This is a genomic window from Pseudomonas inefficax, assembly GCF_900277125.1.
Taxonomy (GTDB): domain Bacteria; phylum Pseudomonadota; class Gammaproteobacteria; order Pseudomonadales; family Pseudomonadaceae; genus Aquipseudomonas; species Aquipseudomonas inefficax.
Map to the genome: position 1 here is coordinate 95,421 of NZ_OPYN01000200.1, position 21,487 is coordinate 116,907.

Annotated in this window: 18 protein-coding genes and 3 tRNA genes; 9 read left to right on the forward strand and 12 right to left on the reverse strand. The window is 62.8% G+C overall.

Annotated elements, in window-relative coordinates; translation table 11 throughout:
- Positions 1-29: 29 nt before the first annotated feature.
- The 8 genes from ruvB to JV551A3_RS24485 form a co-directional block, all read right to left on the reverse strand.
- Positions 30-1,076 carry a Holliday junction branch migration DNA helicase RuvB gene (gene ruvB / locus JV551A3_RS24445; protein WP_112254233.1) on the reverse strand — a complete coding sequence of 349 codons (1,047 nt, stop codon included), beginning with the start codon at positions 1,074-1,076 and terminating at the stop codon, positions 30-32.
- Positions 1,073-1,690: a Holliday junction branch migration protein RuvA gene (ruvA, locus tag JV551A3_RS24450; RefSeq protein WP_112254234.1), complete on the reverse strand. Its 618-nt coding sequence runs from the start codon at positions 1,688-1,690 to the stop codon at positions 1,073-1,075. Before ruvA ends, ruvB begins: the two co-directional genes overlap by 4 nt.
- A gap of 109 nt (positions 1,691-1,799) precedes the next feature.
- Positions 1,800-2,324 carry a crossover junction endodeoxyribonuclease RuvC gene (gene ruvC / locus JV551A3_RS24455; protein ID WP_112254235.1) on the reverse strand — a complete coding sequence of 175 codons (525 nt, stop codon included), beginning with the start codon at positions 2,322-2,324 and terminating at the stop codon, positions 1,800-1,802.
- A gap of 184 nt (positions 2,325-2,508) precedes the next feature.
- On the reverse strand, positions 2,509-3,255 hold the full coding sequence (locus JV551A3_RS24465; RefSeq protein WP_133974772.1) for a YebC/PmpR family DNA-binding transcriptional regulator: 747 nt from the start codon (positions 3,253-3,255) through the stop codon (positions 2,509-2,511).
- A gap of 114 nt (positions 3,256-3,369) precedes the next feature.
- Positions 3,370-5,145, reverse strand: a complete 1,776-nt coding sequence (gene aspS / locus JV551A3_RS24470; RefSeq protein ID WP_112254237.1) for an aspartate--tRNA ligase — start codon at positions 5,143-5,145, stop codon at positions 3,370-3,372.
- A 95-nt stretch (positions 5,146-5,240) separates the two neighbouring features.
- Positions 5,241-5,462: an FmdB family zinc ribbon protein gene (locus JV551A3_RS24475; RefSeq protein WP_003254776.1), complete on the reverse strand. Its 222-nt coding sequence runs from the start codon at positions 5,460-5,462 to the stop codon at positions 5,241-5,243.
- A 92-nt stretch (positions 5,463-5,554) separates the two neighbouring features.
- Positions 5,555-5,884 carry a ribbon-helix-helix domain-containing protein gene (locus JV551A3_RS24480; protein ID WP_133974774.1) on the reverse strand — a complete coding sequence of 110 codons (330 nt, stop codon included), beginning with the start codon at positions 5,882-5,884 and terminating at the stop codon, positions 5,555-5,557.
- A 255-nt stretch (positions 5,885-6,139) separates the two neighbouring features.
- Positions 6,140-6,613, reverse strand: a complete 474-nt coding sequence (locus JV551A3_RS24485) for a Dps family protein (RefSeq protein ID WP_084854477.1) — start codon at positions 6,611-6,613, stop codon at positions 6,140-6,142.
- 279 nt (positions 6,614-6,892) lie between these two features.
- On the opposite strand from JV551A3_RS24485, the gene JV551A3_RS31270 reads away from it, so the two are divergent.
- Positions 6,893-7,486, forward strand: coding sequence for a cold-shock protein (locus JV551A3_RS31270; RefSeq protein ID WP_133974776.1), 594 nt, complete (start codon positions 6,893-6,895; stop codon positions 7,484-7,486).
- Between the two features lie 139 nt (positions 7,487-7,625).
- On the opposite strand, the gene JV551A3_RS24500 is transcribed toward JV551A3_RS31270, so the two are convergent.
- Positions 7,626-7,832 (reverse strand): SlyX family protein, encoded by a 207-nt coding sequence (locus JV551A3_RS24500; RefSeq protein WP_112254240.1) that lies wholly within the window; start codon positions 7,830-7,832, stop codon positions 7,626-7,628.
- Position 7,833: 1 nt separating this feature from the next.
- Positions 7,834-8,253 (reverse strand): HIT family protein, encoded by a 420-nt coding sequence (locus tag JV551A3_RS24505; protein WP_133974780.1) that lies wholly within the window; start codon positions 8,251-8,253, stop codon positions 7,834-7,836.
- Between the two features lie 690 nt (positions 8,254-8,943).
- On the opposite strand from JV551A3_RS24505, the gene JV551A3_RS24510 reads away from it, so the two are divergent.
- The 3 genes from JV551A3_RS24510 (at position 8,944) to JV551A3_RS24520 (ending at position 13,059) form a co-directional block, all read left to right on the forward strand.
- Positions 8,944-10,209 (forward strand): OprD family porin, encoded by a 1,266-nt coding sequence (locus JV551A3_RS24510; protein WP_133974782.1) that lies wholly within the window; start codon positions 8,944-8,946, stop codon positions 10,207-10,209.
- Positions 10,210-10,369: 160 nt separating this feature from the next.
- Positions 10,370-12,085, forward strand: coding sequence for a proline--tRNA ligase (locus JV551A3_RS24515; RefSeq protein ID WP_112254243.1), 1,716 nt, complete (start codon positions 10,370-10,372; stop codon positions 12,083-12,085).
- Positions 12,086-12,105: 20 nt separating this feature from the next.
- Positions 12,106-13,059: a hypothetical protein gene (locus JV551A3_RS24520; protein WP_133974784.1), complete on the forward strand. Its 954-nt coding sequence runs from the start codon at positions 12,106-12,108 to the stop codon at positions 13,057-13,059.
- A 164-nt stretch (positions 13,060-13,223) separates the two neighbouring features.
- Here the strand turns inward: JV551A3_RS24520 and dinB are convergent, their stop codons facing one another.
- Positions 13,224-14,282, reverse strand: a complete 1,059-nt coding sequence (gene dinB / locus JV551A3_RS24525; RefSeq protein ID WP_166674298.1) for a DNA polymerase IV — start codon at positions 14,280-14,282, stop codon at positions 13,224-13,226.
- 220 nt (positions 14,283-14,502) lie between these two features.
- Between dinB and JV551A3_RS24530 the strand changes: the two genes are divergently transcribed.
- From JV551A3_RS24530 to JV551A3_RS24550, 5 genes are all read left to right on the forward strand, one after another.
- A tRNA-Met gene (locus JV551A3_RS24530) sits at positions 14,503-14,579 on the forward strand.
- A gap of 136 nt (positions 14,580-14,715) precedes the next feature.
- Positions 14,716-14,792: transfer RNA gene (locus tag JV551A3_RS24535), tRNA-Met, on the forward strand.
- Between the two features lie 123 nt (positions 14,793-14,915).
- Positions 14,916-14,992, forward strand: a tRNA-Met gene (locus JV551A3_RS24540).
- 261 nt (positions 14,993-15,253) lie between these two features.
- The gene (gene mprF, locus JV551A3_RS24545) at positions 15,254-17,896 is read left to right on the forward strand and encodes a bifunctional lysylphosphatidylglycerol flippase/synthetase MprF (RefSeq protein WP_133974788.1); all 2,643 of its coding nucleotides are present in this window, start codon (positions 15,254-15,256) and stop codon (positions 17,894-17,896) included.
- Entirely contained in the window at positions 17,896-19,188 is a 1,293-nt protein-coding gene (locus JV551A3_RS24550) for a virulence factor family protein (protein WP_133974790.1), read from the forward strand. The genes mprF and JV551A3_RS24550 overlap by 1 nt, the downstream gene beginning before the upstream one ends.
- 195 nt (positions 19,189-19,383) lie before the next feature.
- Here the strand turns inward: JV551A3_RS24550 and JV551A3_RS24560 are convergent, their stop codons facing one another.
- Positions 19,384-21,294, reverse strand: a complete 1,911-nt coding sequence (locus JV551A3_RS24560; RefSeq protein WP_133974792.1) for a potassium transporter Kup — start codon at positions 21,292-21,294, stop codon at positions 19,384-19,386.
- Positions 21,295-21,487 lie beyond the last annotated feature (193 nt).

Genomic DNA, 21,487 nt, shown 5'->3' on the forward strand with positions numbered 1-21,487 from the left:
TAGGACCACGAAAAGCCGTTTTCGATCTGTCACTCATCGCCCGTTTCGGAAAAATCCCCACCCTCCCCCAGGCGCCCGGGCACGTTCAGGCCAAAGTGCAGGTAAGCATGCCGGGTGACCACGCGGCCGCGCGGCGTGCGCATGATGTAGCCCTGCTGGATCAGGTACGGCTCGAGCACGTCCTCGATGGTGTGACGCTCTTCACTGATGGCTGCCGCCAGGTTGTCCACGCCAACCGGGCCACCGTCGAATTTCTCGATCATGGTCAGCAGCAGGCGGCGGTCGGAGTGGTCGAAACCGCGCTCGTCGACGTCCAGCAGGTTGAGCGCCAGGTCGGCCACGGCCTTGGTGATCTGGCCCTTGCCGCGCACCTCGGCGTAGTCGCGCACGCGGCGCAGCAGGCGGTTGGCGATACGTGGCGTGCCACGTGCCCGGCGGGCGATCTCGTAGGCTCCCTGGTCCTCGATGGCCAGGCCGAGGATGCCGGCCGAACGGCTGACGATGGTGGCCAGGTCCTTGTCGCTGTAGAACTCCAGGCGCTGGACGATACCGAAACGGTCCCGCAACGGGTTGGTGAGCATGCCGGCACGGGTGGTGGCACCCACCAGCGTGAACGGTGGCAGGTCGAGCTTGATCGAACGGGCCGCCGGCCCTTCGCCGATCATGATGTCGAGCTGGAAGTCCTCCATCGCCGGGTACAGCACCTCTTCGACGACTGGGGACAACCGGTGGATCTCGTCGATGAACAGCACGTCATGCGGTTCGAGGTTGGTCAGCATGGCCGCGAGGTCGCCCGGGCGCTCGAGGATGGGCCCCGAGGTGCTCTTGACCGACACGCCCATTTCCTGGGCGATGATGTTGGCCAGGGTGGTCTTGCCCAGGCCGGGCGGACCGAAGATCAGCGTATGGTCGAGCGACTCGCTGCGACCACGGGCGGCCTGGATGAACAGCGCCATCTGCTCGCGCACCACCGGCTGGCCGATGTACTCGTCCAACCGCAGCGGGCGGATCGCACGGTCCTGGACTTCTTCACGGTCGCGGCCACTGGCGGCGATCAGGCGGTCGGCTTCGATCACTTGGTAATCATCCCTTTCAGGCTGCGGCGGATCAGTTCCTCACTGCTCAGGCCGGCCTTGTCCTTGATCGCGGCGATTGCCTTGCTGGCTTCCTGCGGCTTGTAGCCCAGCGAAACCAGGGCGCTGACAGCATCGGCTTCGGCTGTGGATGCGCTGGCGGCCGGCAGCGGCCCGTCGGAGACCAGGGTAAACATGGCCGGGGACGTTTCCCAGGCCTTGAAGCGGTCCTTGAGCTCGACCAGCAGGCGTTCGGCGGTCTTCTTGCCGACACCGGGCACGCGCACCAGGGCCGAGGTGTCCTGGGCCTGCACGCAGCGCACCAGCTCGTCCACCTCCAGGCCGGACATGAGCGCCAAGGCCAGCTTCGGCCCTACGCCGTTCAGACGGATTAGCTCGCGAAACAGCTCGCGCTCGCGCTTTTCGGCAAAACCGTAGAGCAGGTGAGCATCCTCGCGCACCACCAGGTGGGTGTGCACGGTTACGGGTTCGCCCACCTTGGGCAGACGGTACAGCGTGGTCATGGGAACTTCCAGTTCGTAACCCACGCCGTTGACGTCGATAATCAGGTGCGGCGGCTGTTTTTCCGCCAGGGTGCCGCGCAAACGTCCAATCACGTTCCGATCCTTCCTCTCGGGGAGCCGGTCAAAGACCGCTCAACCCTATCAGCAAATGCAGCGGGTGAATGCATCACCCGAACAAAATGTGTATCAGCGCATGAAGCCCCTAAAGACGCAAGCGCCCGCCGCGTCGCCGCGCCGTAGCCAGGCCATGCGGCACCAGGCTGGAGCGGGTATGGGCGTGGCACAGGGCGATGGCCAGGGCGTCGGAGGCGTCGATCTGCGGCTTCTGCGTCAGTTTCAGCAAGTGCATGACCATCATCATCACCTGCTCCTTGTTGGCCCCACCAGTACCGGCTACCGCCTGCTTGACCTGGGTGGCGCTGTATTCGGCGATTTCCAGGCCGGCTTCGGCGGCTGCGACGATAGCCGCGCCACGGGCCTGGCCGAGCTTGAGCGCCGAATCGGCGTTACGGGCCATGAATACCCGCTCGATGCCCATGGTTACCGGGCCGTGCAGGGCGATGATTTCACCCACGCCACGAAAAACGATCTGCAGCCGCTCGTGCAGCTCGCCGCTGCCGGTACGAATGCAGCCCGACGCCACATACTCGCAACCACGGGCGGTCTGGCGTACCACGCCATAACCGGTGATGCGCGAGCCGGGGTCGATACCAAGAATCAGAGTCATAGTGCCTGTCGTAAATTGTTGCTTCTTTGCAAACTGTACCGGCCCTTTCGCGGGTAAACCCGCTCCCACAGAGACTGCACCGCATTCGAGGTCGGTGCATTACCTGTGGGAGCGGGTTTACCCGCGAAAGGGCCGATACAGGCACTGAAATATTCAAAGCCCCTGCCGGGGTCGCCAGGACACCTTAGCCGAGGTTTTCCATGATCTCATCGGAAATCTGGGCATTGGAGTAGACGTTCTGCACGTCATCCAGGTCTTCGAGCATGTCGATCAGCTTGAGCACCTTCTCGGCACCGTCCTGGTCGAGTTCGGCGCTGGTGGTCGGCTGCATGATGATTTCCGCGTCAGCGGCCTTGAAGCCCGCCTCTTCCAGGGCATTGCGCACGGCGTAGAAGCTGTTGAACGAGGTGAACACCTCGAACGAGCCGTCGTCGTTGGCCACCACATCGTCGGCATCGGCTTCCATCGCCGCTTCCATCAGCGCGTCTTCTTCCACGCCCGGGGCAAAGCTGATCTGCCCCTTGCGCTCGAACAGGTAGGCCACCGAACCGTCGGTGCCCAGGTTGCCACCACACTTGGAGAAGGCATGACGCACGGCGGCGGCGGTACGGTTGCGGTTGTCGGTCATGGCCTCGACCATGATCGCCACGCCACCCGGGCCGTAACCTTCGTAACTGAGCTCTTCGACGTTGTCGCTTTCGTTGGTGCCGGCACCACGGGCCACGGCACGATCGATGATGTCGCGACTCATGTTGGCGCCCAGGGCCTTGTCCAGCGCCAGACGCAGGCGCGGGTTGGATGCCGGGTCAGCACCACCCTGCTTGGCAGCGACCGTCAGTTCGCGGATCCACTTGGTGAAGATCTTGCCTCTCTTGGCATCCTGGCGCTCTTTGCGGTGCTTGATGTTCGCCCACTTGGAATGACCAGCCATAACGACTCCGAATCCTTTGAATCACAAACAGCCCCGCCCCTGTACGGGGCGGGACGGGAAATTGCCTGCGCCGAAACGCAAAGGCGCATCCATGTGGATGCGCCCGGGGACTGCTTACTCGACCTTGGTCTGTTCGCGCAGTCGGATGTGCAGCTCGCGCAGGGCCTTGGCGTCGACCATGCCAGGGGCCTGGGTCATGACGCACGCGGCGCTCTGGGTTTTCGGGAAGGCGATCACTTCACGAATCGACTGGGCGCCGGTCATCAGCATGACCAGGCGGTCCAGGCCGAAGGCCAGGCCACCGTGCGGCGGTGCACCGAACTTCAGGGCGTCGAGCAGGAAGCCGAACTTCTCTTCCTGTTCTGCCGCTTCGATGCCCAGCAGGCGGAACACGGCCTGCTGCATCTCTTTACGGTGGATACGGATCGAACCGCCACCCAGCTCGGTACCGTTCAGGACCATGTCGTAGGCACGGGACAGGGCCGTGGCCGGGTTGGCCTCGAGCTCTTCCGGGGTGCACTTCGGCGCGGTGAACGGGTGGTGCAGCGCGGTGAAGCTGCCGTCCTCGTTCTCTTCGAACATCGGGAAGTCGACCACCCACATCGGTGCCCACTCGCAGGTCAGCAGCTCGAAGTCGTGGCCCAGGCGGATACGCAGCGCGCCCAGGGCTTCGCTGACCACCTTGAACTTGTCGGCACCGAAGAACACGATGTCGCCGTCAACGGCGCCAACGCGGTCGAGGATGGTGTTGAGGTTGGCCTCGGGGATGTTCTTGACGATCGGCGACTGCAGGCCTTCGACGCCCTTGGCGCGCTCGTTGACCTTGATGTAGGCCAGGCCCTTGGCACCGTAGATGCCGACGAACTTGGTGTACTCGTCGATCTTGCTGCGCGGCATGCTGGCGCCGCCTGGCAGGCGCAGGGCGGTAACGCGGCACTTCGGATCGTTGGCCGGGCCGGCGAACACCTTGAAGTCGACGTCCTTGAGCTGGTCGGCAACGTCGACCAGTTCCAGCGGAATACGCAGGTCCGGCTTGTCGGAGCCGTAGCGGCGCATGGCTTCTTCGAAGGTCATGTGCGGGAATTCGCCGAATTCCAGGTCCAGCACTTCCTTGAACAGCTTGCGGATCATGCTTTCGGTCAGGCCCATGATCTCGCTTTCATCGAGGAAGCTGGTCTCGATGTCGATCTGGGTGAATTCCGGCTGGCGGTCGGCACGCAGGTCTTCGTCACGGAAGCACTTGGCGATCTGGTAGTAGCGGTCGAAGCCGGCGACCATCAGCAGCTGCTTGAACAGCTGCGGCGACTGCGGCAGGGCGAAGAAGCTGCCGGCGTGGGTACGGCTAGGCACCAGGTAGTCACGCGCGCCTTCCGGGGTGGCGCGGGTCAGGATCGGCGTCTCGACATCGAGGAAGCCGTTTTCGTCGAGGAAGCGACGAATGCTGCTGGTGATGCGCGAACGCAGGCGCAGCTTGTCGGCCATTTCCGGGCGACGCAGGTCGATGAAACGGTAGCGCAGGCGGGTTTCCTCGCCGACGTCGGAGTATTCGTTCAGCGGGAACGGCGGGGTTTCCGCTTCGTTGAGCACGTTCAGCTGGTAGCCGAGGATCTCGATGGCGCCGGAAGCCATGTTGGCATTCACCGCACCTTCAGGGCGCTTGCGAACCTTGCCGGTGATCTGCACGACGTATTCGCTGCGCACGCGGTCGGCGGCGGCGAAGGTTTCGGCGCGATCCGGGTCGAACACGACCTGGGCCATGCCTTCGCGGTCACGGATGTCGAGGAAGATCACCCCGCCGTGGTCGCGGCGACGATGGACCCAGCCGCAAAGGGTGACTTCCTGGCCGTCCAGGCTCTCGTTCAGTTGGCCGCAATAATGGCTGCGCATCATGATGGTGGTTTCGCTTCTCGTGATTCGTGTATTCGGTGGAGGCCTTGGCCGCCCGCAGAGGGCTAATACTGCAAGACCCGGTCACAGCATTCAACTCAGTCGGCCTTGTCGCCGCCTGCCAGATTCTTTTTTGCCCCGGTCTTGAAGTCGGTTTCGTACCAACCGTTACCGCTCAGGCGGAAGCCTGGCACCGACAGCAGTTTCTTCAGCGCCGGCGCCTGGCAGGCCGGGCAATCGGTCAGCGGCGCGGCGCTGATCTTCTGCAGCACTTCCATGCGGTGCTCGCAGGATGCACATTGATAGTCATAAAGGGGCATGGGTGTCTCTCGTCAACCACAACGCTGGCTGCCGGGGCAGCAAAAAGCGGGATTATATATGGTTAGCAAGCACTGCGCAGCCCGCCAGGCGATCAGCGCACACTTGGCGGGTCCAGCAGCCAGGCGACGCAGATAACACGGATCAGCCCGCTGAAGTTGCGCACCCCACCCTGTCGCAGGTGCACCTCGCGGTCCACGTAGGACAGCACCGCGCTGACCGAGCAGCGGTTTGCCGCGGCGATGCGCTCCAGGATACCCCAGTAGACGGCTTCCAGCCGCAGGCAGGTGGAAAAACCGTTGAGCCGCACCGAGCGCGACACCGGCTGGGTCTGCAACATGTCGAAATCCGCCTTGAACGGGTCGATGCACTGTTTATCTGGCCAACGCCCCTGGCCAGCCACACGTTTGCTTGCTTGCATCATGCGCCACACTTCCTCGTCACAGGTACCAGGTGGCCTATGAAGCGCTGATCGGCGAGCTTGAAGCAGCGGCAAAATCTTCCTGTACAAAATACATAAGGCCTTAACAGGACCTGTGGGAGCGGCCTTGTGTCGCGATGGGCTGCGCAGCAGCCCCGGCATTCTTTGCTGAGGCTGCAATCTTGGGGCTGCTGCGCAGCCCATCGCGACACAAGGCCGCTCCCACAAGGATCAGTGCAGGCGGACGAATTTGTGAACTTAATTACCGTCGAGCAGCACCCGCAGCATCCACGCGGTTTTCTCGTGCACCTGCATACGCTGGGTCAGCAGGTCGGCGGTCGGCTCGTCACTGACTTTGTCCACCACCGGGAAGATGCTGCGCGCGGTACGCACCACGGCTTCCTGGCCCTGCACCAGCTGGCGGATCATCTCGTCGGCAGGCGGTACCCCTTCCTCCTCCTTGATCGATGAGTGCCGTGCATAAAATGCATAGGACCCGGGTGCCGGGAAGCCCAGGGCGCGAATGCGCTCGGCGATCGAGTCGACCGCAAGCGCCAGTTCGTTGTACTGCTCTTCGAACATCAGGTGCAGGGTACGGAACGACGGACCGGTGACGTTCCAGTGGAAGTTATGGGTTTTCAGATACAGCACGTAGGTATCCGACAACAGCCGGGACAGCCCATCGACGATGGACTTGCGATCTTCTTCACTGATACCGATATCGATTGCCATGAAGTTCCCCTTTCCATAAGGCTTGAGACCCAAGCGGGTGCCGACCACTGTAGCAACACTTGGTGCACGCCGCATGTGACATGGCGCAACACATCGCTCCGCGCGGCCTGCGGTTTGAGTACCCTGCGGCTTTACTGTTAAATAGGCACGGTGCCACCCGTGCGGATTGTCATTGCCGGGTGCATAGGCTGGCCTGTCACGTTTTCGCGCCCTACACCTCATGCGCACCGTGCAGCCCGCTCTTCCTGTGATCGGCCTTATAACTGTGAGCCAACCCCCATGTTCAAGATCGTCCATCTGGTGACGGGCGTGGCAGCCTTGCTGCTATCGCTCATACCCAGCCTGAAAACCGATGCTTCACCCTTCCTGCAACAACCCGACGCGGTCTACCTGGCCCTGCTCGGCCTGCTCAACCTGGTCCTGGCCCCGGTCGTGCCACTGTACTACCGCGGCGCGCGGCAGCAGTTGCAGCACCTGGCGTGCGCCTTGCTGGTAGTGGCCGTGGTACTGCAGACCCTGACACTGCTGGCCCGCCCGGAAATGGGCAACCTGGCCGCACTGGTCTGCGCAGCACTGGCCGTGGCCGTGCACCTGGCCGTGGGCTTTGCCCGCAGCCCGCGCAAGGCCCGCGCCAGCCAACACGCGGCGCAGGATGCCGGCAATCGTGATACCGGTACCGTGAAGTGGTTCAATACATCCAAAGGCTTCGGCTTCATCTCCCGCGACTCGGGCGATGATATCTTCGTGCACTTTCGCGCCATTCGCGGCGAAGGCCACCGCATCCTGGTGGAAGGCCAGCGTGTGGAGTTTTCCGTGATGCACCGCGACAAGGGCCTGCAGGCCGAGGATGTGGTTGCGGTAACCCGCCGCTGATTATCCCCCCTGTGGGAGCGGGCATGCCCGCGAACCAAGCGACGCGGTGCATGGCACCGGCTTTGCCGGTGTTCGCGGGCTTGCCCGCTCCCACAGGGTTCGTGTGCACTCAGCGCAATGGGTGCAGTAGTTTCAGGTATTAGTAATGAGGCGGCGGCGCCTCGTCCCCTTCGCTGCCGTACTGGCCAACCATCTCTTCGTAACGCTTGATCAGCTCGGCCATCTGCAACTGCAGCCGTTCGATCACCCGCCCCTGCTCGACCACCACGTCATTCAGCGCCTGGATGGTGTCATCCTGGAACGCCTGACGGGTTTCCAGCTCGACCATTCGCATTTCCAACGACATATCAGGCCTCTGTGTAACCATCGAGTTTCAGTTCACGCAGGCGTTGGCGAATGGCTTCGACCTGCTCATCGGTATAGGCCACTGCCGGGCACTTGCCCCACACCGGTGCCGGCCAGGCGGCGTCGTCGCGCTGGCGCGCGATCACGTGCATATGCAACTGGCTGACCACATTGCCCAGGGTGGCCACATTCATCTTGTCGGCGCCGTAGCTGGCCTTCAGCGCTTCGGCCAGCAGGGTGGTTTCCTGCCACAACTGCTGCTGCTCCGCGACATCGAGCTCGAACAGTTCACTGATGCCGGCGCGCTTGGGCACCAGAATGAACCATGGATAGTTGGCATCCTTGCTCAGCAGCAACTGGCACAGCGCAAATTCCCCCAGCACCAGCGAATCCTGCTGCAAACGCGAATCGAGGACGAACACGGCAAATCTCCTTCAGGCAGAACCAACCCGCTTCACGCGGAAAACAGGCCTGCAAGGATACCCTGCACATTCCCGGTAACACAGCGCTACTTTTCGCACCAAAATGAGGCTGCCGATACACCTGGCACCACACATGCCACCCCACAGGTGACACTGCATGAACAAGTTGCGGTAACACATTGACTTTCATGACAGCTTTTCAAATTTTAATGATTCTTGACTGTAATACCCCGCCAGGCGGCTCCCGCCCCGTATTTACGGCACTTTCCGACCCCCGGTAGCGGGTTTTGTGAAAATTTCATGAAGCGTTGCGAATTTTGAGCACGCTTGTTGCATTCCTTTCACGCCAAGTCGGCACGACATCTGCATCGACAGGTGTACGCGACAAATAACAACAGCGGCATTGGTTACCAGGGAGTTTCCCAACCGGAATCGGTAGTTACAGATTCATTACGGTGAAAGAAACAGCGCTGGTGTTGAACGGCCCTTGAATCGGGCGTGATTTGCGACATGGAAATACCTGAAAGCGACATGGTGAAAAAGTTCCGCAAAGGATGTTTATACCCATATCGCCAACAACAGTCAGCGTGCTATACATTTTCGCCGACATAACAAGAAAGAGCTGCCCCATATAACTAAAACACTTGGACGCAGCGGTACTCTTCCTAAAAACCAAAGGAGCAAATCACGATGCGCGTGATGAAGTGGAGCATGATCGCCCTGGCCGTTGCGGCAGGGACCTCGCAGTTGGCAGTGGCCTCGTCCCAGGACGAGTCCAAAGGTTTCATCGAAGACAGCAAGCTGAACGTCAAGACCCGCATGCTGTACTTCAGCCGTGACTTCCGTAACAACGAAGGCGGCCAGAGCCGTCGCGAAGAAACCGGCCTGGGCTTCCTCGGCACCTTCGAGTCCGGTTTCACCCAGGGCACCGTGGGTGTGGGTGTGGATGCCATCGGCATGCTCGGCCTGAAACTGGACAGCGGCAAGGGCCGCGCCGGTACCGGCCTGTTCCCGACCGGCTCCGACGGCCGTTCGCAGGATGACTACTCCAAGGGCGGCGGCGCGGTCAAATTCCGCATCTCCGACACCGTGCTGAAAGTGGGTGACCAGTTCACCGCCCTGCCGGTCTTCGCCACCGACGATAGCCGCCTGCTGCCAGAAATCGCCCAGGGCACCCTGATCACCAGCAACGAGATCGAGGGCCTGACCCTGCACGCTGGTCATTTCACCAGCCTGACCGCCCAGGAGCAGACCGACCGCGACAGCTTCCACCTGAAGGAAGCCAACGTGGTAGGTGGTACCTACGCCTTCACCGACAACCTCAGCACCAGCCTGTACTACTCGAAGGTTGAAGACTACTGGCGCAAGTACTACGCCAACGTCAACTGGGCGCTGCCGATCTCGGACAAGCAAGGCCTGGTGTTCGACTTCAACATCTATGACACCAAGAGCGAAGGCTCGGCCGAGTACCGCGCATTCGATGGCGACAAACTGGACAACCGCGCGTTCAGCCTGTCGGGCGCCTACAACATCGGCGCTCACACCTTCACCCTGGCCTACCAGAAAGTTACCGGTGACGGCGACTACGGCTACGGCATCGACGGTGGCGGCACCATCTTCCTGGCCAACTCCGTGGCCCGTTCCGACTTCAACGCCGAAGACGAGAAATCCTGGCAGGCTCGCTACGACCTGAACTTTGCCGAATACGGCATTCCGGGTCTGACCTTCATGACCCGTTATGTACGCGGTACCGATGCCAACGTCACCGGCACCAGCAACGGCAAGGAATGGGAACGCGACGTCGATATCAAGTACGTGCTGCAGAGCGGCCCGGCGAAAGACCTGAGCTTCCGCGTACGTCAGGCTACCTATCGTTCTTCCGATGGTACCTACTACGATTCCCCATCGATCGACGAACTGCGCCTGATCGTGGAGTACCCGCTGAGCATCCTGTAAGCCTGGCTTGCAGTGCCCCGCACTTGAAAAAGCCCGGCGATCACGCCGGGCTTTTTCTTGGCTGACAAGTGTCACGCCCTGGGGCATCCTGTACGCCTTCGTTTCGCCCCCGTACAATGCGGGGTCATTTCAATGTCTTAGGCAATCGACACGGCTCACCATGCGCACCAGTCAATATTTGCTCGCCACCCAGAAAGAAACCCCTGCCGACGCAGTGGTCATCAGCCATCAGCTCATGCTGCGTGCCGGCATGATCCGCAAACTGGCCTCCGGCCTGTACACCTGGCTGCCGATGGGCTTGCGGGTGATGCGCAAGGTCGAGGCCGTGGTGCGTGAGGAAATGAACGCCGCCGGCGCCCTGGAAGTGCTGATGCCCAGCATCCAGCCCGCCGAACTGTGGCAGGAATCCGGCCGCTGGGAGCAGTACGGCCCCGAGCTGCTGCGCCTGAAGGATCGCCACCAGCGCGACTTCTGCGTCGGCCCGACCCACGAAGAAGTGATCACCGACCTGGCCCGCAACGAGCTGTCCAGCTATAAACAGCTGCCGCTCAACATGTACCAGATCCAGACCAAGTTCCGTGACGAGATCCGCCCGCGCTTCGGCTTGATGCGCGGCCGCGAGTTCATCATGAAGGACGCCTACTCGTTCCATGCCGACCAGGCTTCCCTGCAGGAAACCTACGATCGCATGCATCAGGCGTACACCAATATCTTCACCCGCCTGGGCCTGGACTTCCGCCCGGTGCAGGCCGACACCGGCTCCATCGGTGGCAGCTACTCGCACGAGTTCCACGTACTGGCCGAGTCTGGCGAAGACGATGTGATCTTCAGCGACAGCTCCGACTACGCCGCCAACATCGAGAAGGCCGAAGCCATCCCGCGTGAAACCGTGCGCCCAGCCCCTACCGAGGAGCTGCGCCTGGTTGACACGCCGAACGCCAAGACCATCGCCCAGTTGGTGGAAAACTTCGGCCTGCCGATCGAGAAGACCGTCAAGACCCTGATCGTGCGCGGCGCCGAAGAGGGCAAGCTGGTTGCACTGATCGTGCGTGGCGACCATGAGCTCAACGAAATCAAGGCCGCCAAGCTGGAACAGGTTGCCGACCCGCTGGTCATGGCCAGCGACGCCGAACTGCGCGAGGCCATCGGTGCCGGCGCAGGTTCGCTCGGCCCGCTGAACCTGCCGCTGGAAATCATCATCGACCGTTCGGTTGCCCTGATGAGCGACTTCGGCATCGGCGCCAACATCGACGACAAGCACTACTTCGGCGTGAACTGGGAGCGCGACCTGCCGGTTCCACAGGTCGCCGACCTGCGTAACGTGGTCGAAGGCGACCCGAGCCCGGACGGCCAGGGTACCCTGGTGATCAAGCGCGGCATCGAAGTGGGCCACATCTTCCAGCTTGGCACCAAGTACAGCGAGGCACTGAAGTGCCAGGTACTGGGGGAGAACGGCAAACCGGTCACCCTGTCCATGGGCTGCTACGGCATCGGTGTGTCCCGCGTGGTCGCAGCTGCCATCGAGCAGAGCTATGACGACAAGGGCATCATCTGGAACGACGCCCTGGCTCCGTTCCAGATCGCCCTGGTCCCGCTGCGCTACGAAACCGAGGTGGTTCGCGAGGCGACCGACAAGCTGTACGCCGAACTGACTGCTGCCGGCTACGAAGTGCTGCTGGACGACCGTGACAAGAAGACCAGCCCAGGCATCAAGTTTGCCGACATGGAACTGATCGGCATCCCGCACCGCATCGTCGTCAGCGATCGCGGCCTGGCCGATGGCAACCTGGAGTACAAGCACCGCACCGAGCAGGACGCCCAACCGCTGCCGCTCGATGAAGTGCTGACCTTCCTGCAGGCCCGCGTTCGCCGCTGATAACCAATGCACGAGTGATCATGTCCAAGCGAAGTACCTTTCCCCTGGGGGGCGCCGCACTGTGCGGCGCCCTGCTCGTCAGTGGCTGCGCCAACCAGATGTCCCAGCGCAGCGACCATGAGGAGCGCGTCGAGCGCAAACTGCTCGAGCACACCCTGCAGATCGATGTCGGCGAGCCGAAGGTGATGGAGCTTCCGCAACGGCGTGTGCGCGTGCATGAGCAGAAGCGCTTCGAAGTCACCGAATTCGAAGTCACCCGCAGCTATGACCGCTATACGCCTTACCAACCCTGGCGGGAGATCTACGAGATCCCGCTGGGTGCGGTGGCTGTGGTGGCAGGCGTGGGTGCCAACGTGGTCAATGTGTTCGCCCTGGGCAACCTGCCGGAAAGCATCACCCACGACTGGCTCAGCTACGGCGTGGACGGGCTCAACCCGTTCATGAACGTGCCGTCCAACGGCCGTGCCCAACAGAACCTGGCCGGGATCAGCGAAGTGCAGAAAGGCAAGCGTGAGGAATCTACCAGCCTGCCCTGGAGCGAGCGCCTGGTCGAGGTGAAGGCTGGCAAGATGACCCACGAGCTGACCACCGACAGGAACGGCGTGCTGCGCCTGAACCTGCTCGACAGCCCGTTCTCCGAGCAGAACCTCAACCACATCGGCACCCTGCACCTGCAGGTGCTGGACGAGGACAACGGGGTACGTGGCGATGCCAGCCTGCTGGTCAGCGCCACCCTGCGCAACAAGCTGCTCGAAGCCCATGAACTGATCTTCGATGACCTCGAAGATGACGATGTCGGCCAATGGGTACACCGGGTCAAGCGCTTGTCCGAACTGGGCCTGGAAGAGGAAGCCAGTGAAATGGAACAGAGCCTGATCGAACTGACCCGCAACGACCCGGAGTTGCAGCAGGAGTTTCTGCAGTCGCTGACCAAGGCCACTGGCAGGTTGGTGGCTGACCCGGGCGCGCAGTAACTGCTACGCAACGCATTCCCTGTGGGAGCGGCCTTGTGTCGCGAAAGGGCTGCAGAGCAGCCCCGACAATTGATGCATCACTGCTGAATCCTGGGGCCGCCGCGCGGCCCTTTCGCGACACAAGGCCACTCCCACAGGGGGCCGTGCAGCCAGACCCAGGCCTTTTATTCAGGCGCAAACAGCTCCAGCTGCTCATGCGCCCCGCGCAAGTCCCGCAACCTCACGCCCACCCCCAACAAGCGCACCGGCTTGCCACCACGGGCAAACGCCTGCCCCAGCAACTGGCGATAACTCTCAAGGTCCCTGCCCGCCCCCGCCTGCTCCATGGTGGTCTGGCTGAAGTCATGGAACTTGACCTTGACGAAGGGTTTTTCCGGCCGGTAACTACTGTCCATGCGGGCGATACGCTGGTTCAGGCTTTCCAGCAGTTCGGGCAGCCGTGCCAGGCAACTGGCCAGGTCCGGCAGGTCGGTGTCGTAGGTGTTTTCCACGCTGACCGACTGTCGGCGGCTGTCATTGTGTACCGCACGCTCATCGATACCCCGCGCCAGCCCCCACAACCGCTCGCCAAAGCTGCCGAACTCGCGCACCAGCGCCAGACGCGACCACTCGCGCAGCTCCAGGCAGGTTTCGATACCCAACCGCGCCATCTTGTCTGCCGTTACCTTGCCCACTCCGTGCAACCTGGCCACCGGCAGGGCGGCGACAAATGCCTCCACTTCGTCCGGGGTAATTACGAACAGACCATTGGGCTTGCGCCAGTCACTGGCGATCTTGGCCAGGAACTTGTTCGGCGCCACACCGGCCGAGACAGTGATATGCAGGGTGCGGGCGACGCGGCGGCGGATATCTTCGGCAATGCGCGTGGCGCTGCCTGAGTACCACTGGCTGTCGCTCACATCCAGATAGGCCTCGTCCAGCGACAGCGGCTCGATCAGCTCGGTGTAGTCGCGGAAGATCGTGTGAATTTCCCGCGAGGCCTCGCGGTAGGCCTCGAAGCGCGGCTTGACGATCAGCAGGTCCGGGCACAGTTTCAGCGCGTGCCGCGACGACATGGCCGAACGCACACCGTAGGCACGCGCCTCATAGTTGCAGGTGGCGATCACCCCACGATGGTCGGCCGAGCCCCCCACCGCCATGGGCCGGCCGGCCAGGCGCGGGTCGTCACGCATTTCGATCGCGGCATAGAAGCAATCGCAGTCGACGTGGATGATCTTGCGCAAGGACATGGATGACCGTCAGCACTGTAAATTCATACAGATAGTATCGCATGCGTACTGTTGTGAAACAGCTCACCCGCTTCGGCACACGACAATCGGCCTGAAAGCCCCACCGTGCCTGAGCTGCATTCATTTGAATACGCTAAGGGTTTGAACAAAAAAGGTTTTTTCAGAACTTTTGCTTGACAAGGGAGAGAAAATCCGTAGAATTCGATCTCACAGGCGCGGGATGGAGCAGCCTGGTAGCTCGTCGGGCTCATAACCCGAAGGTCGTCGGTTCAAATCCGGCTCCCGCAACCAGATTCGAGAAAAGGCCACTGTTAACGCAGTGGCCTTTTTCTTTGTGCGCAGAAAACCTCTGCCAGCAAAAAGTGTCGAGAAATCAAACGTTAGCGCTTGACACACTCGCCACAAGCTGTAGAATTCCCCCCACTGACGCGGGATGGAGCAGCCTGGTAGCTCGTCGGGCTCATAACCCGAAGGTCGTCGGTTCAAATCCGGCTCCCGCAACCAGATTCAAGAAAAGGCCACTGTATACACAGTGGCCTTTTTCTTTGCCTCTGAAAATGTGCATCGCTAGCCTGAAGTTCAAAAAGCTTGACAACCAATCGCCAAGCTGTAGAATGCGCCCTCTGACGCGGGATGGAGCAGCCTGGTAGCTCGTCGGGCTCATAACCCGAAGGTCGTCGGTTCAAATCCGGCTCCCGCAACCATATTCGTCAGAACAAACCCCGCCTGTGTAACAGCAGCGCGGGGTTTGTCGTTTTCGCACCTCTGCTTTTTCCTCGCCTCGAATTCCCTCGCCCCCTCAGCCACCCCCTGGCTAGAAAGGGCGTGCCTTGGATGAACTATCTTTAACCCGGCCAGGCCGCTGCAAGCGCCCGAGCCCGGAGTAACATGGGATACGTTTTTCTAAGGGACTTTCACTTGGCCGCACCTTCCCCTCTCCTCGCGCTGCATGCCCGAGGCAACCAATGACTTCGCCAAACCCAGAACCGGCAGCGCCGCTCGCCTCGGCGCTGCCGGGGGCCGTGCAACGCCTGCCCTTGCTCGAGCGCTTGAGCCGCTACCGTCAGCCCATCAGCCTGGTAGTGACCCTGGTGTTGTTCACCATGGCCTTGATCGCCTGCCGCCACCTGTTGAGCGAGTTGGATATCTATGCCTTGCACGATGCCATGCTCAGCGTACCGACCCAGGCACTGCTGGGGGCCTTGCTGGCAACCGTGGCCGGCTTCCTGATTCTGCTGGGTTACGAGTGGTCGGCCAGCCGCTATGCCGGTGTGAAACTGCCGCTGCCCAGCCTGCTGCTGGGCGGCTTCAGTGCCTTTGCCATCGGCAACGCCATCGGCCTGTCGATGCTGTCGGGAGGTTCGGTGCGCTACCGCCTGTACGCGCGGCAAGGGGTCGGCGCAGGCGAAGTGGCGCGGATGAGCGTGTTCGCCAGCCTATCGCTGGGCTGTGCGCTACCGCCCCTGGCCGCCTTGGCGACCCTGAGCGACCTGCCGGCGGCCTCGGCCGCACTGGGCCTGGCGACAGGCTTGCTGGCGGCTATCGCCATAGCCGTGCTGGTGCTGTGCAGCGTGCTGGTGTTCGGCCTGTACCGCCGGCGCCTGGCCGAACAACCACTGGCCGACAACCTGCTGGTGCAACTAGGCCGGCGCACACTGCGCCTGCCCGGCGCCCGCCTGACCGCCCTGCAACTGCTGATCACCGCACTGGATGTCGCGGCTGCCGCCACCGTGCTGTATCTGCTGCTGCCCGAAGCACCGCCATTTGGTGCCTTTGTCCTGGTGTACTTGCTGGCCTTGGCCGCAGGTGTGCTCAGCCACGTACCGGGCGGCGTCGGGGTGTTCGAAGCGATCCTGCTGGCGGCGTTTGCCGACCAACTCGGCGCGGCGCCGCTGGCAGCGGCACTGCTGCTGTATCGGCTGATCTACGTGGTGCTGCCGCTGCTGCTGGCCTGCGTGCTGCTGTTGGCCAACGAAGCCCGGCGCCTGCTGTTCGCGCAACAGGCTATCAAGGCCGCTTCCGGGCTGGCTGCGCCGATCCTGTCGATCCTGGTGTTCCTGTCCGGGGTGGTGCTGCTTTTCTCCGGGGCCACGCCAGAGATCGACACCCGCCTGGAGCACATGGGTTTCCTGGTACCGCACCGCCTGATCGACGCCTCGCACTTCGGCGCCAGCCTGATCGGCGTGCTGTGCCTGCTGCTGGCCCAGGGCCTGCGCCGGCGCCTGTCCGCCGCCTGGCTGCTGACCACCGTGCTGTTGCTGGTCGGCGCCCTGCTGTCGCTGCTCAAGGGCTTCGATTGGGAAGAGGCCTGCCTGCTGACCCTTACTGCCACCCTGCTCGCTCTGTTCCGCCGCTCCTTCTACCGCCCCAGCCGCTTGCTCGAGTTGCCGTTCTCGCCGGTGTTTCTGGTGGCCAGCGCCTGTGTGGTGGGCGCATCGGTGTGGCTGTTGCTGTTCGCCTACCAGGATGTGCCCTACAGCCATCAGCTGTGGTGGCAGTTCACCCTCGATGCCGACGCCCCGCGCGGCTTGCGCGCCGCCATGGGCAGCGCCTTGCTGCTGGCGGCGGTGGCCCTGACCTGGCTGCTGCGCACGGCACCACCGGTGATCCACCTGCCCGATGAACAGGAACTGCAGCGGGCCAACCGCATTCTGCTGGCCTCTGACCAGCCCGACGGCGGCCTGGCCCTGACCGGCGACAAGGCGCTGCTGTTCCACCCTGCTGACAACGCCTTCCTCATGTACGCCCGTCGCGGTCGCAGCCTGGTAGCCTTGTACGACCCGATCGGCCCGGCCCAGGAGCGCGCCGAGATGATCTGGCAGTTCCGCGACCTGTGCGACCTGCACCATGCCCGCCCGGTGTTCTATCAGGTGCGCGCCGAGAACCTGCCGTTCTACATGGACATCGGCCTGACCGCGCTGAAGCTGGGCGAAGAAGCCCGGGTCGACTTGCGCCGCTTCGACCTCGAAGCCAAGGGCAAGGAGATGAAGGACTTGCGCTACACCTGGAATCGTGGCGGCCGTGATGGCCTGAGCCTGGAAATCCACGAACCCGGGCATGCTCCGCTGGCAGAGCTGAAGGAAATTTCCGACGCCTGGCTCGGCGGCAAGAACGTGCGTGAGAAAGGCTTCTCGCTGGGGCGCTTCAGCCCTGAGTACCTGCAGCATTTCCGCATTGCCCTGATCCGCTTCCAGGGCCGCCCGGTGGCTTTCGCCAACCTGCTTGAAACCCATGGCAATGAACTGGCCAGCCTCGACCTGATGCGTGCGCACCCCGAGGCCCCGAAGCTGACCATGGAGTTCATGATGATTGGCCTGATCTTGCACTACAAACGCCATGACTACGCCCGCTTCAGCCTGGGCATGGTGCCGCTTTCCGGCCTGCAGCCGCGGCGTGGCGCGCCCTTGACCCAGCGCCTGGGCTCGATGGTGTTCCGCCGTGGCGAGCAGCTTTACAACTTCCAGGGGCTTCGACGCTTCAAGGACAAGTTCCAACCGGACTGGGAACCCCGCTACATGGCCGTGCCGGCCGGGCTCGACCCGCTGGTGGCACTGGCCGACACCGCCGCCCTGATTGCAGGCGGCCTGACTGGATTGGTGAAACGTTGATGACCCGACGCTTTTGGCTGTACCTGCTAGTTCCCCTGCTGTTGGCCGCCGCGGGAGGCGCGCTGGCGTTCTGGCTATGGACGCGCCCGGCCCCCGAGGCGCGCCTGGAACAACTGAGCATCAATGGCACCCCTATCACCCGCGTGACCCCTGGCGTGCACCCCAAAGCCCGGGTGGCCATCGGTGTCCCCCAGGACCAGGCGCTGACCGACAGGCAGCTGCTGGACCTGGCACAGGCCGGCGAAGCGCAACTGGTACAGGTGATCGTGCCGCCCAACGACTGCAGCAAGCAGCAACAGGCCCTAGACCAGGCCCTGGGCCAGTTGTCGGAGAAGCCGACCCTGGTCGCCGGCATCGGCCCTGGCGCCGCCCAGGCCTGGCGCTGGCTGGCCAGCCAGAACAACGACAAGGCGCGGGCGATTTCCGTGGATTTCAGCCTGGAACAGCCCGGCTGCCAGGCACCGCTGCCGAAGTCGGCCGCCCATGGCCACTGGAACGTCGCCTGGAACGACAACCCGGATGACGCCAGCGCCGCTTTCGTGCGCGACCAGGCCAATGCCGAAACCAGCATCAGCGACTACGACATCCACCTGCCACAAGTGCTCAAGGCCCAGCTCACCCAGGCCCTGGTCGGCCACGATGGCAACGCCCTGGCCATCCCGGTGGTCGAGGTGCCGGCCGGGCAGACTACCGACACGGTCACCCTGTTCCTTTCCGGTGATGGTGGCTGGCGGGACCTGGACCGCGATGTGGCCGGGGAAATGGCCAAGCTTGGCTACCCGGTGGTCGGCATCGATACGCTTCGCTACTACTGGCAGCACAAGACCCCGGAACAAAGCGCCGCCGACCTGTCCGAGCTGATGCAGCACTACCGGCAGAAGTGGGGTACCAAACGCTTCGTGCTGACCGGCTATTCGTTCGGTGCCGATGTGCTGCCGGCGATCTACAACCGCCTGCCGGCCGAGGACCAGCAGCGTATCGACGCGGTGATGCTGCTGGCCTTTGCCCGCAGTGGCAGCTTCGAGATCGAAGTCGAGGGCTGGCTGGGCAAGGAAGGCCAGGAAGCGCCAACCGGGCCTGAAATGGCCAGGCTGCCGGCTTCCAAGGTGGTGTGCGTGTATGGTGTGGAAGAAACCGACGAGAGCGGCTGCACCGACAAGACTGCGGTGGGTGAACGCCTGAAGCTGCCAGGGGGGCACCACTTCGACGAAAACTACCCGGCATTGGCCAAGCGCTTGATCGGCGAGATCGAGACACGCCAGGGCAAGTCGAGTGTGGCTGAGCAGAACTGATAAGACCTTGCGGCCCATTCGCGGGTAAACCCGCTCCCACAGGTACAGCGCAAGCTTTGAAAGCTATGCGGTCCATGTGGGAGCGGGCATGCCCGCGAACACCGGCGAAGCCGGTGCCCTACACCGAGTTGCCGGCTTCGCGGGCACGCCCGCTCCCACATGGGGCGGGTACTGCCTTGAAATCTGTGCTGCTCCTCAGATTTCGACCTGGGTCCCCAACTCGATCACCCGGTTCAACGGCAGGTTGAAAAAGCGCAAGTTGCCGTTGGCATTCTTCAGCAGGAACGCAAACAGGTTGCCCCGCCAGCGCGACATCCCCTCCAGCCGTGAGGCGATCACGGTCTCGCGACTGAGGAAGAACGTGGTGCGCATCGGGCTGAAGTCCAGGTCTTCCAGGTGGCACAGCTTCAACGCCGCGGGCACGTCCGGTTCGTCCATGAAACCGAAGTGCAGCAACACGCGGAAGAACCCGTCACCATAGGCCTCGACCTCAAAGCGCTCTTGCTCCGGCACCCGTGGCCGGTCTTCGCTGACCACCGTCAACAGCACCACCTGGCTGTGCAATACCTGGTTGTGCAGCATGTTGTGCAACAGCGCATGGGGCACCGCATCGGAGCGCGCCGTGAGAAACACCGCCGTACCTTCGACCCGGTGCGGTGGCTGAATGCGGATGCTGCTGATGAACAGCTGCAGCGGCAGCGCGCCTTCGTCGATACGCTCCATCAGGATTTGCTTGCCGCGTTTCCAGGTGCTCATCAACAGGAACAGCACAGCGCCGGCCAGGACCGGGAAGGCCCCGCCCTGGATGATCTTCGGTACGTTGGCGGCAAAGAACAGCCCATCCACCAACAGGAAGCCCAGCAGGATCGGCACCGCCAGCACTGGTGGCCACTTCCATAGCAGCAACATCACCGCCGAGACCAGCAGCGTGGTCATCAGCATGGTGCCGGTCACCGCCACGCCGTAGGCTGCCGCCAGGGCGCCGGACGACTCGAAGCCGATCACCAGCAACACCACGCCAACCATAAGCGCCCAGTTCACGGCACCAATGTAGATCTGCCCCTGCTCATCGCTGGAGGTGTGCTGGATCTGCATGCGTGGAATGTAGCCCAGCTGGATGGCCTGGCGGGTCAGCGAGAACGCCCCCGAGATCACCGCCTGAGAAGCGATCACCGTGGCCATGGTAGCCAAGCCGATCATCGGCAGCAGCGCCCAGCCCGGCGCCAGCAGGTAGAACGGGTTACGTGCCGCCTCAGGGTTTTGCAGCAGTAATGCGCCCTGGCCAAAGTAGTTGAGCACCAGCGCCGGCAGCACCAGGGCGAACCAGGCCCGGGCGATCGGCTTGCGACCAAAGTGGCCCATGTCGGCGTACAGCGCCTCGGCACCGGTCAGCGCCAGCACCACAGCGCCCAGGATGGCCACGCCCATGCCGGGGTGAACCACGAAGAAGTTCACCGCCCAGCCTGGATTGAATGCCTTGAGCACCTCCGGGCTCTGCGAGATGCCATGTACCCCCAGCGCGCCCAGCGCCACGAACCAGGTGACCATGATCGGGCCGAACAGCTTGCCGATCTTCTCGGTGCCATGCTTCTGTACCAGGAACAGCGCCACCAGCACCACCAACGAAATCGGCACCACCCAGTGGTCGATGCCTTCGAAGGCCAACCCCATGCCCTCGACCGCCGACAGTACCGACACCGCCGGGGTGATCATGCTGTCGCCATAGAACAACGAAGCGCCGATCAACCCGCACACCACCATCAACGTGCGCAACCTCGGGTAGGCCGCCGTGGCCCGCCGCGCCAGCGCGGTCAACGCCATGGTGCCGCCCTCGCCCTGGTTGTCGGCGCGCAGGATGAACATCACGTACTTGAACGACACCACCCACAGCAGTGACCACAGGATCAGCGACAGGATCCCTAGCACACCGTCATGGTTGACCGGTACTCCGTACCCGCCGCTGAAGACTTCCTTGAGGGTATACAACGGGCTGGTACCGATATCGCCATAAACTACCCCGACCGCCGCCACGAGCAGGCTCAGCGACCGCGTCGCGCCCTGCTTCCCCTCGTGCCCGCCCTCGGCGTGACTGCTTGCCTGAACCATCGACCACTCCCGCAGACGGCCTTGCAAGGCCAGTAGAATTCCCCATGCGCCAGGTGATACCGATACCCCCGACGCAATGGCGCGAAGCATAGCGCAGCGTTCGTCGCATTTCTGCTGGTCAAGCGACCCTGCGCTCGCTAGAATTGCGCACTTTTTGATCAGAGGCGCCAAAAGCGCCCGTCAAGATCGCCCC

Excerpts from the sequence above, each read along its gene's own strand:
- JV551A3_RS24515 (WP_112254243.1), top strand. The coding sequence starts at position 10,370 with ATGCGCACCAGTCAATATTTGCTCGCCACCCAGAAAGAAACCCCTGCC.
- JV551A3_RS24475 (WP_003254776.1), bottom strand. The coding sequence starts at position 5,462 with ATGCCCCTTTATGACTATCAATGTGCATCCTGCGAGCACCGCATGGAA.
- aspS (WP_112254237.1), bottom strand. The coding sequence starts at position 5,145 with ATGATGCGCAGCCATTATTGCGGCCAACTGAACGAGAGCCTGGACGGC.
- JV551A3_RS24485 (WP_084854477.1), bottom strand. The coding sequence starts at position 6,613 with ATGGCAATCGATATCGGTATCAGTGAAGAAGATCGCAAGTCCATCGTC.
- JV551A3_RS24520 (WP_133974784.1), top strand. The coding sequence starts at position 12,106 with ATGTCCAAGCGAAGTACCTTTCCCCTGGGGGGCGCCGCACTGTGCGGC.
- JV551A3_RS24480 (WP_133974774.1), bottom strand. The coding sequence starts at position 5,884 with ATGATGCAAGCAAGCAAACGTGTGGCTGGCCAGGGGCGTTGGCCAGAT.
- JV551A3_RS31270 (WP_133974776.1), top strand. The coding sequence starts at position 6,893 with ATGTTCAAGATCGTCCATCTGGTGACGGGCGTGGCAGCCTTGCTGCTA.
- JV551A3_RS24510 (WP_133974782.1), top strand. The coding sequence starts at position 8,944 with ATGCGCGTGATGAAGTGGAGCATGATCGCCCTGGCCGTTGCGGCAGGG.
- JV551A3_RS24550 (WP_133974790.1), top strand. The coding sequence starts at position 17,896 with ATGACCCGACGCTTTTGGCTGTACCTGCTAGTTCCCCTGCTGTTGGCC.
- JV551A3_RS24500 (WP_112254240.1), bottom strand. The coding sequence starts at position 7,832 with ATGTCGTTGGAAATGCGAATGGTCGAGCTGGAAACCCGTCAGGCGTTC.
- JV551A3_RS24465 (WP_133974772.1), bottom strand. The coding sequence starts at position 3,255 with ATGGCTGGTCATTCCAAGTGGGCGAACATCAAGCACCGCAAAGAGCGC.
- mprF (WP_133974788.1), top strand. The coding sequence starts at position 15,254 with ATGACTTCGCCAAACCCAGAACCGGCAGCGCCGCTCGCCTCGGCGCTG.
- JV551A3_RS24560 (WP_133974792.1), bottom strand. The coding sequence starts at position 21,294 with ATGGTTCAGGCAAGCAGTCACGCCGAGGGCGGGCACGAGGGGAAGCAG.
- ruvC (WP_112254235.1), bottom strand. The coding sequence starts at position 2,324 with ATGACTCTGATTCTTGGTATCGACCCCGGCTCGCGCATCACCGGTTAT.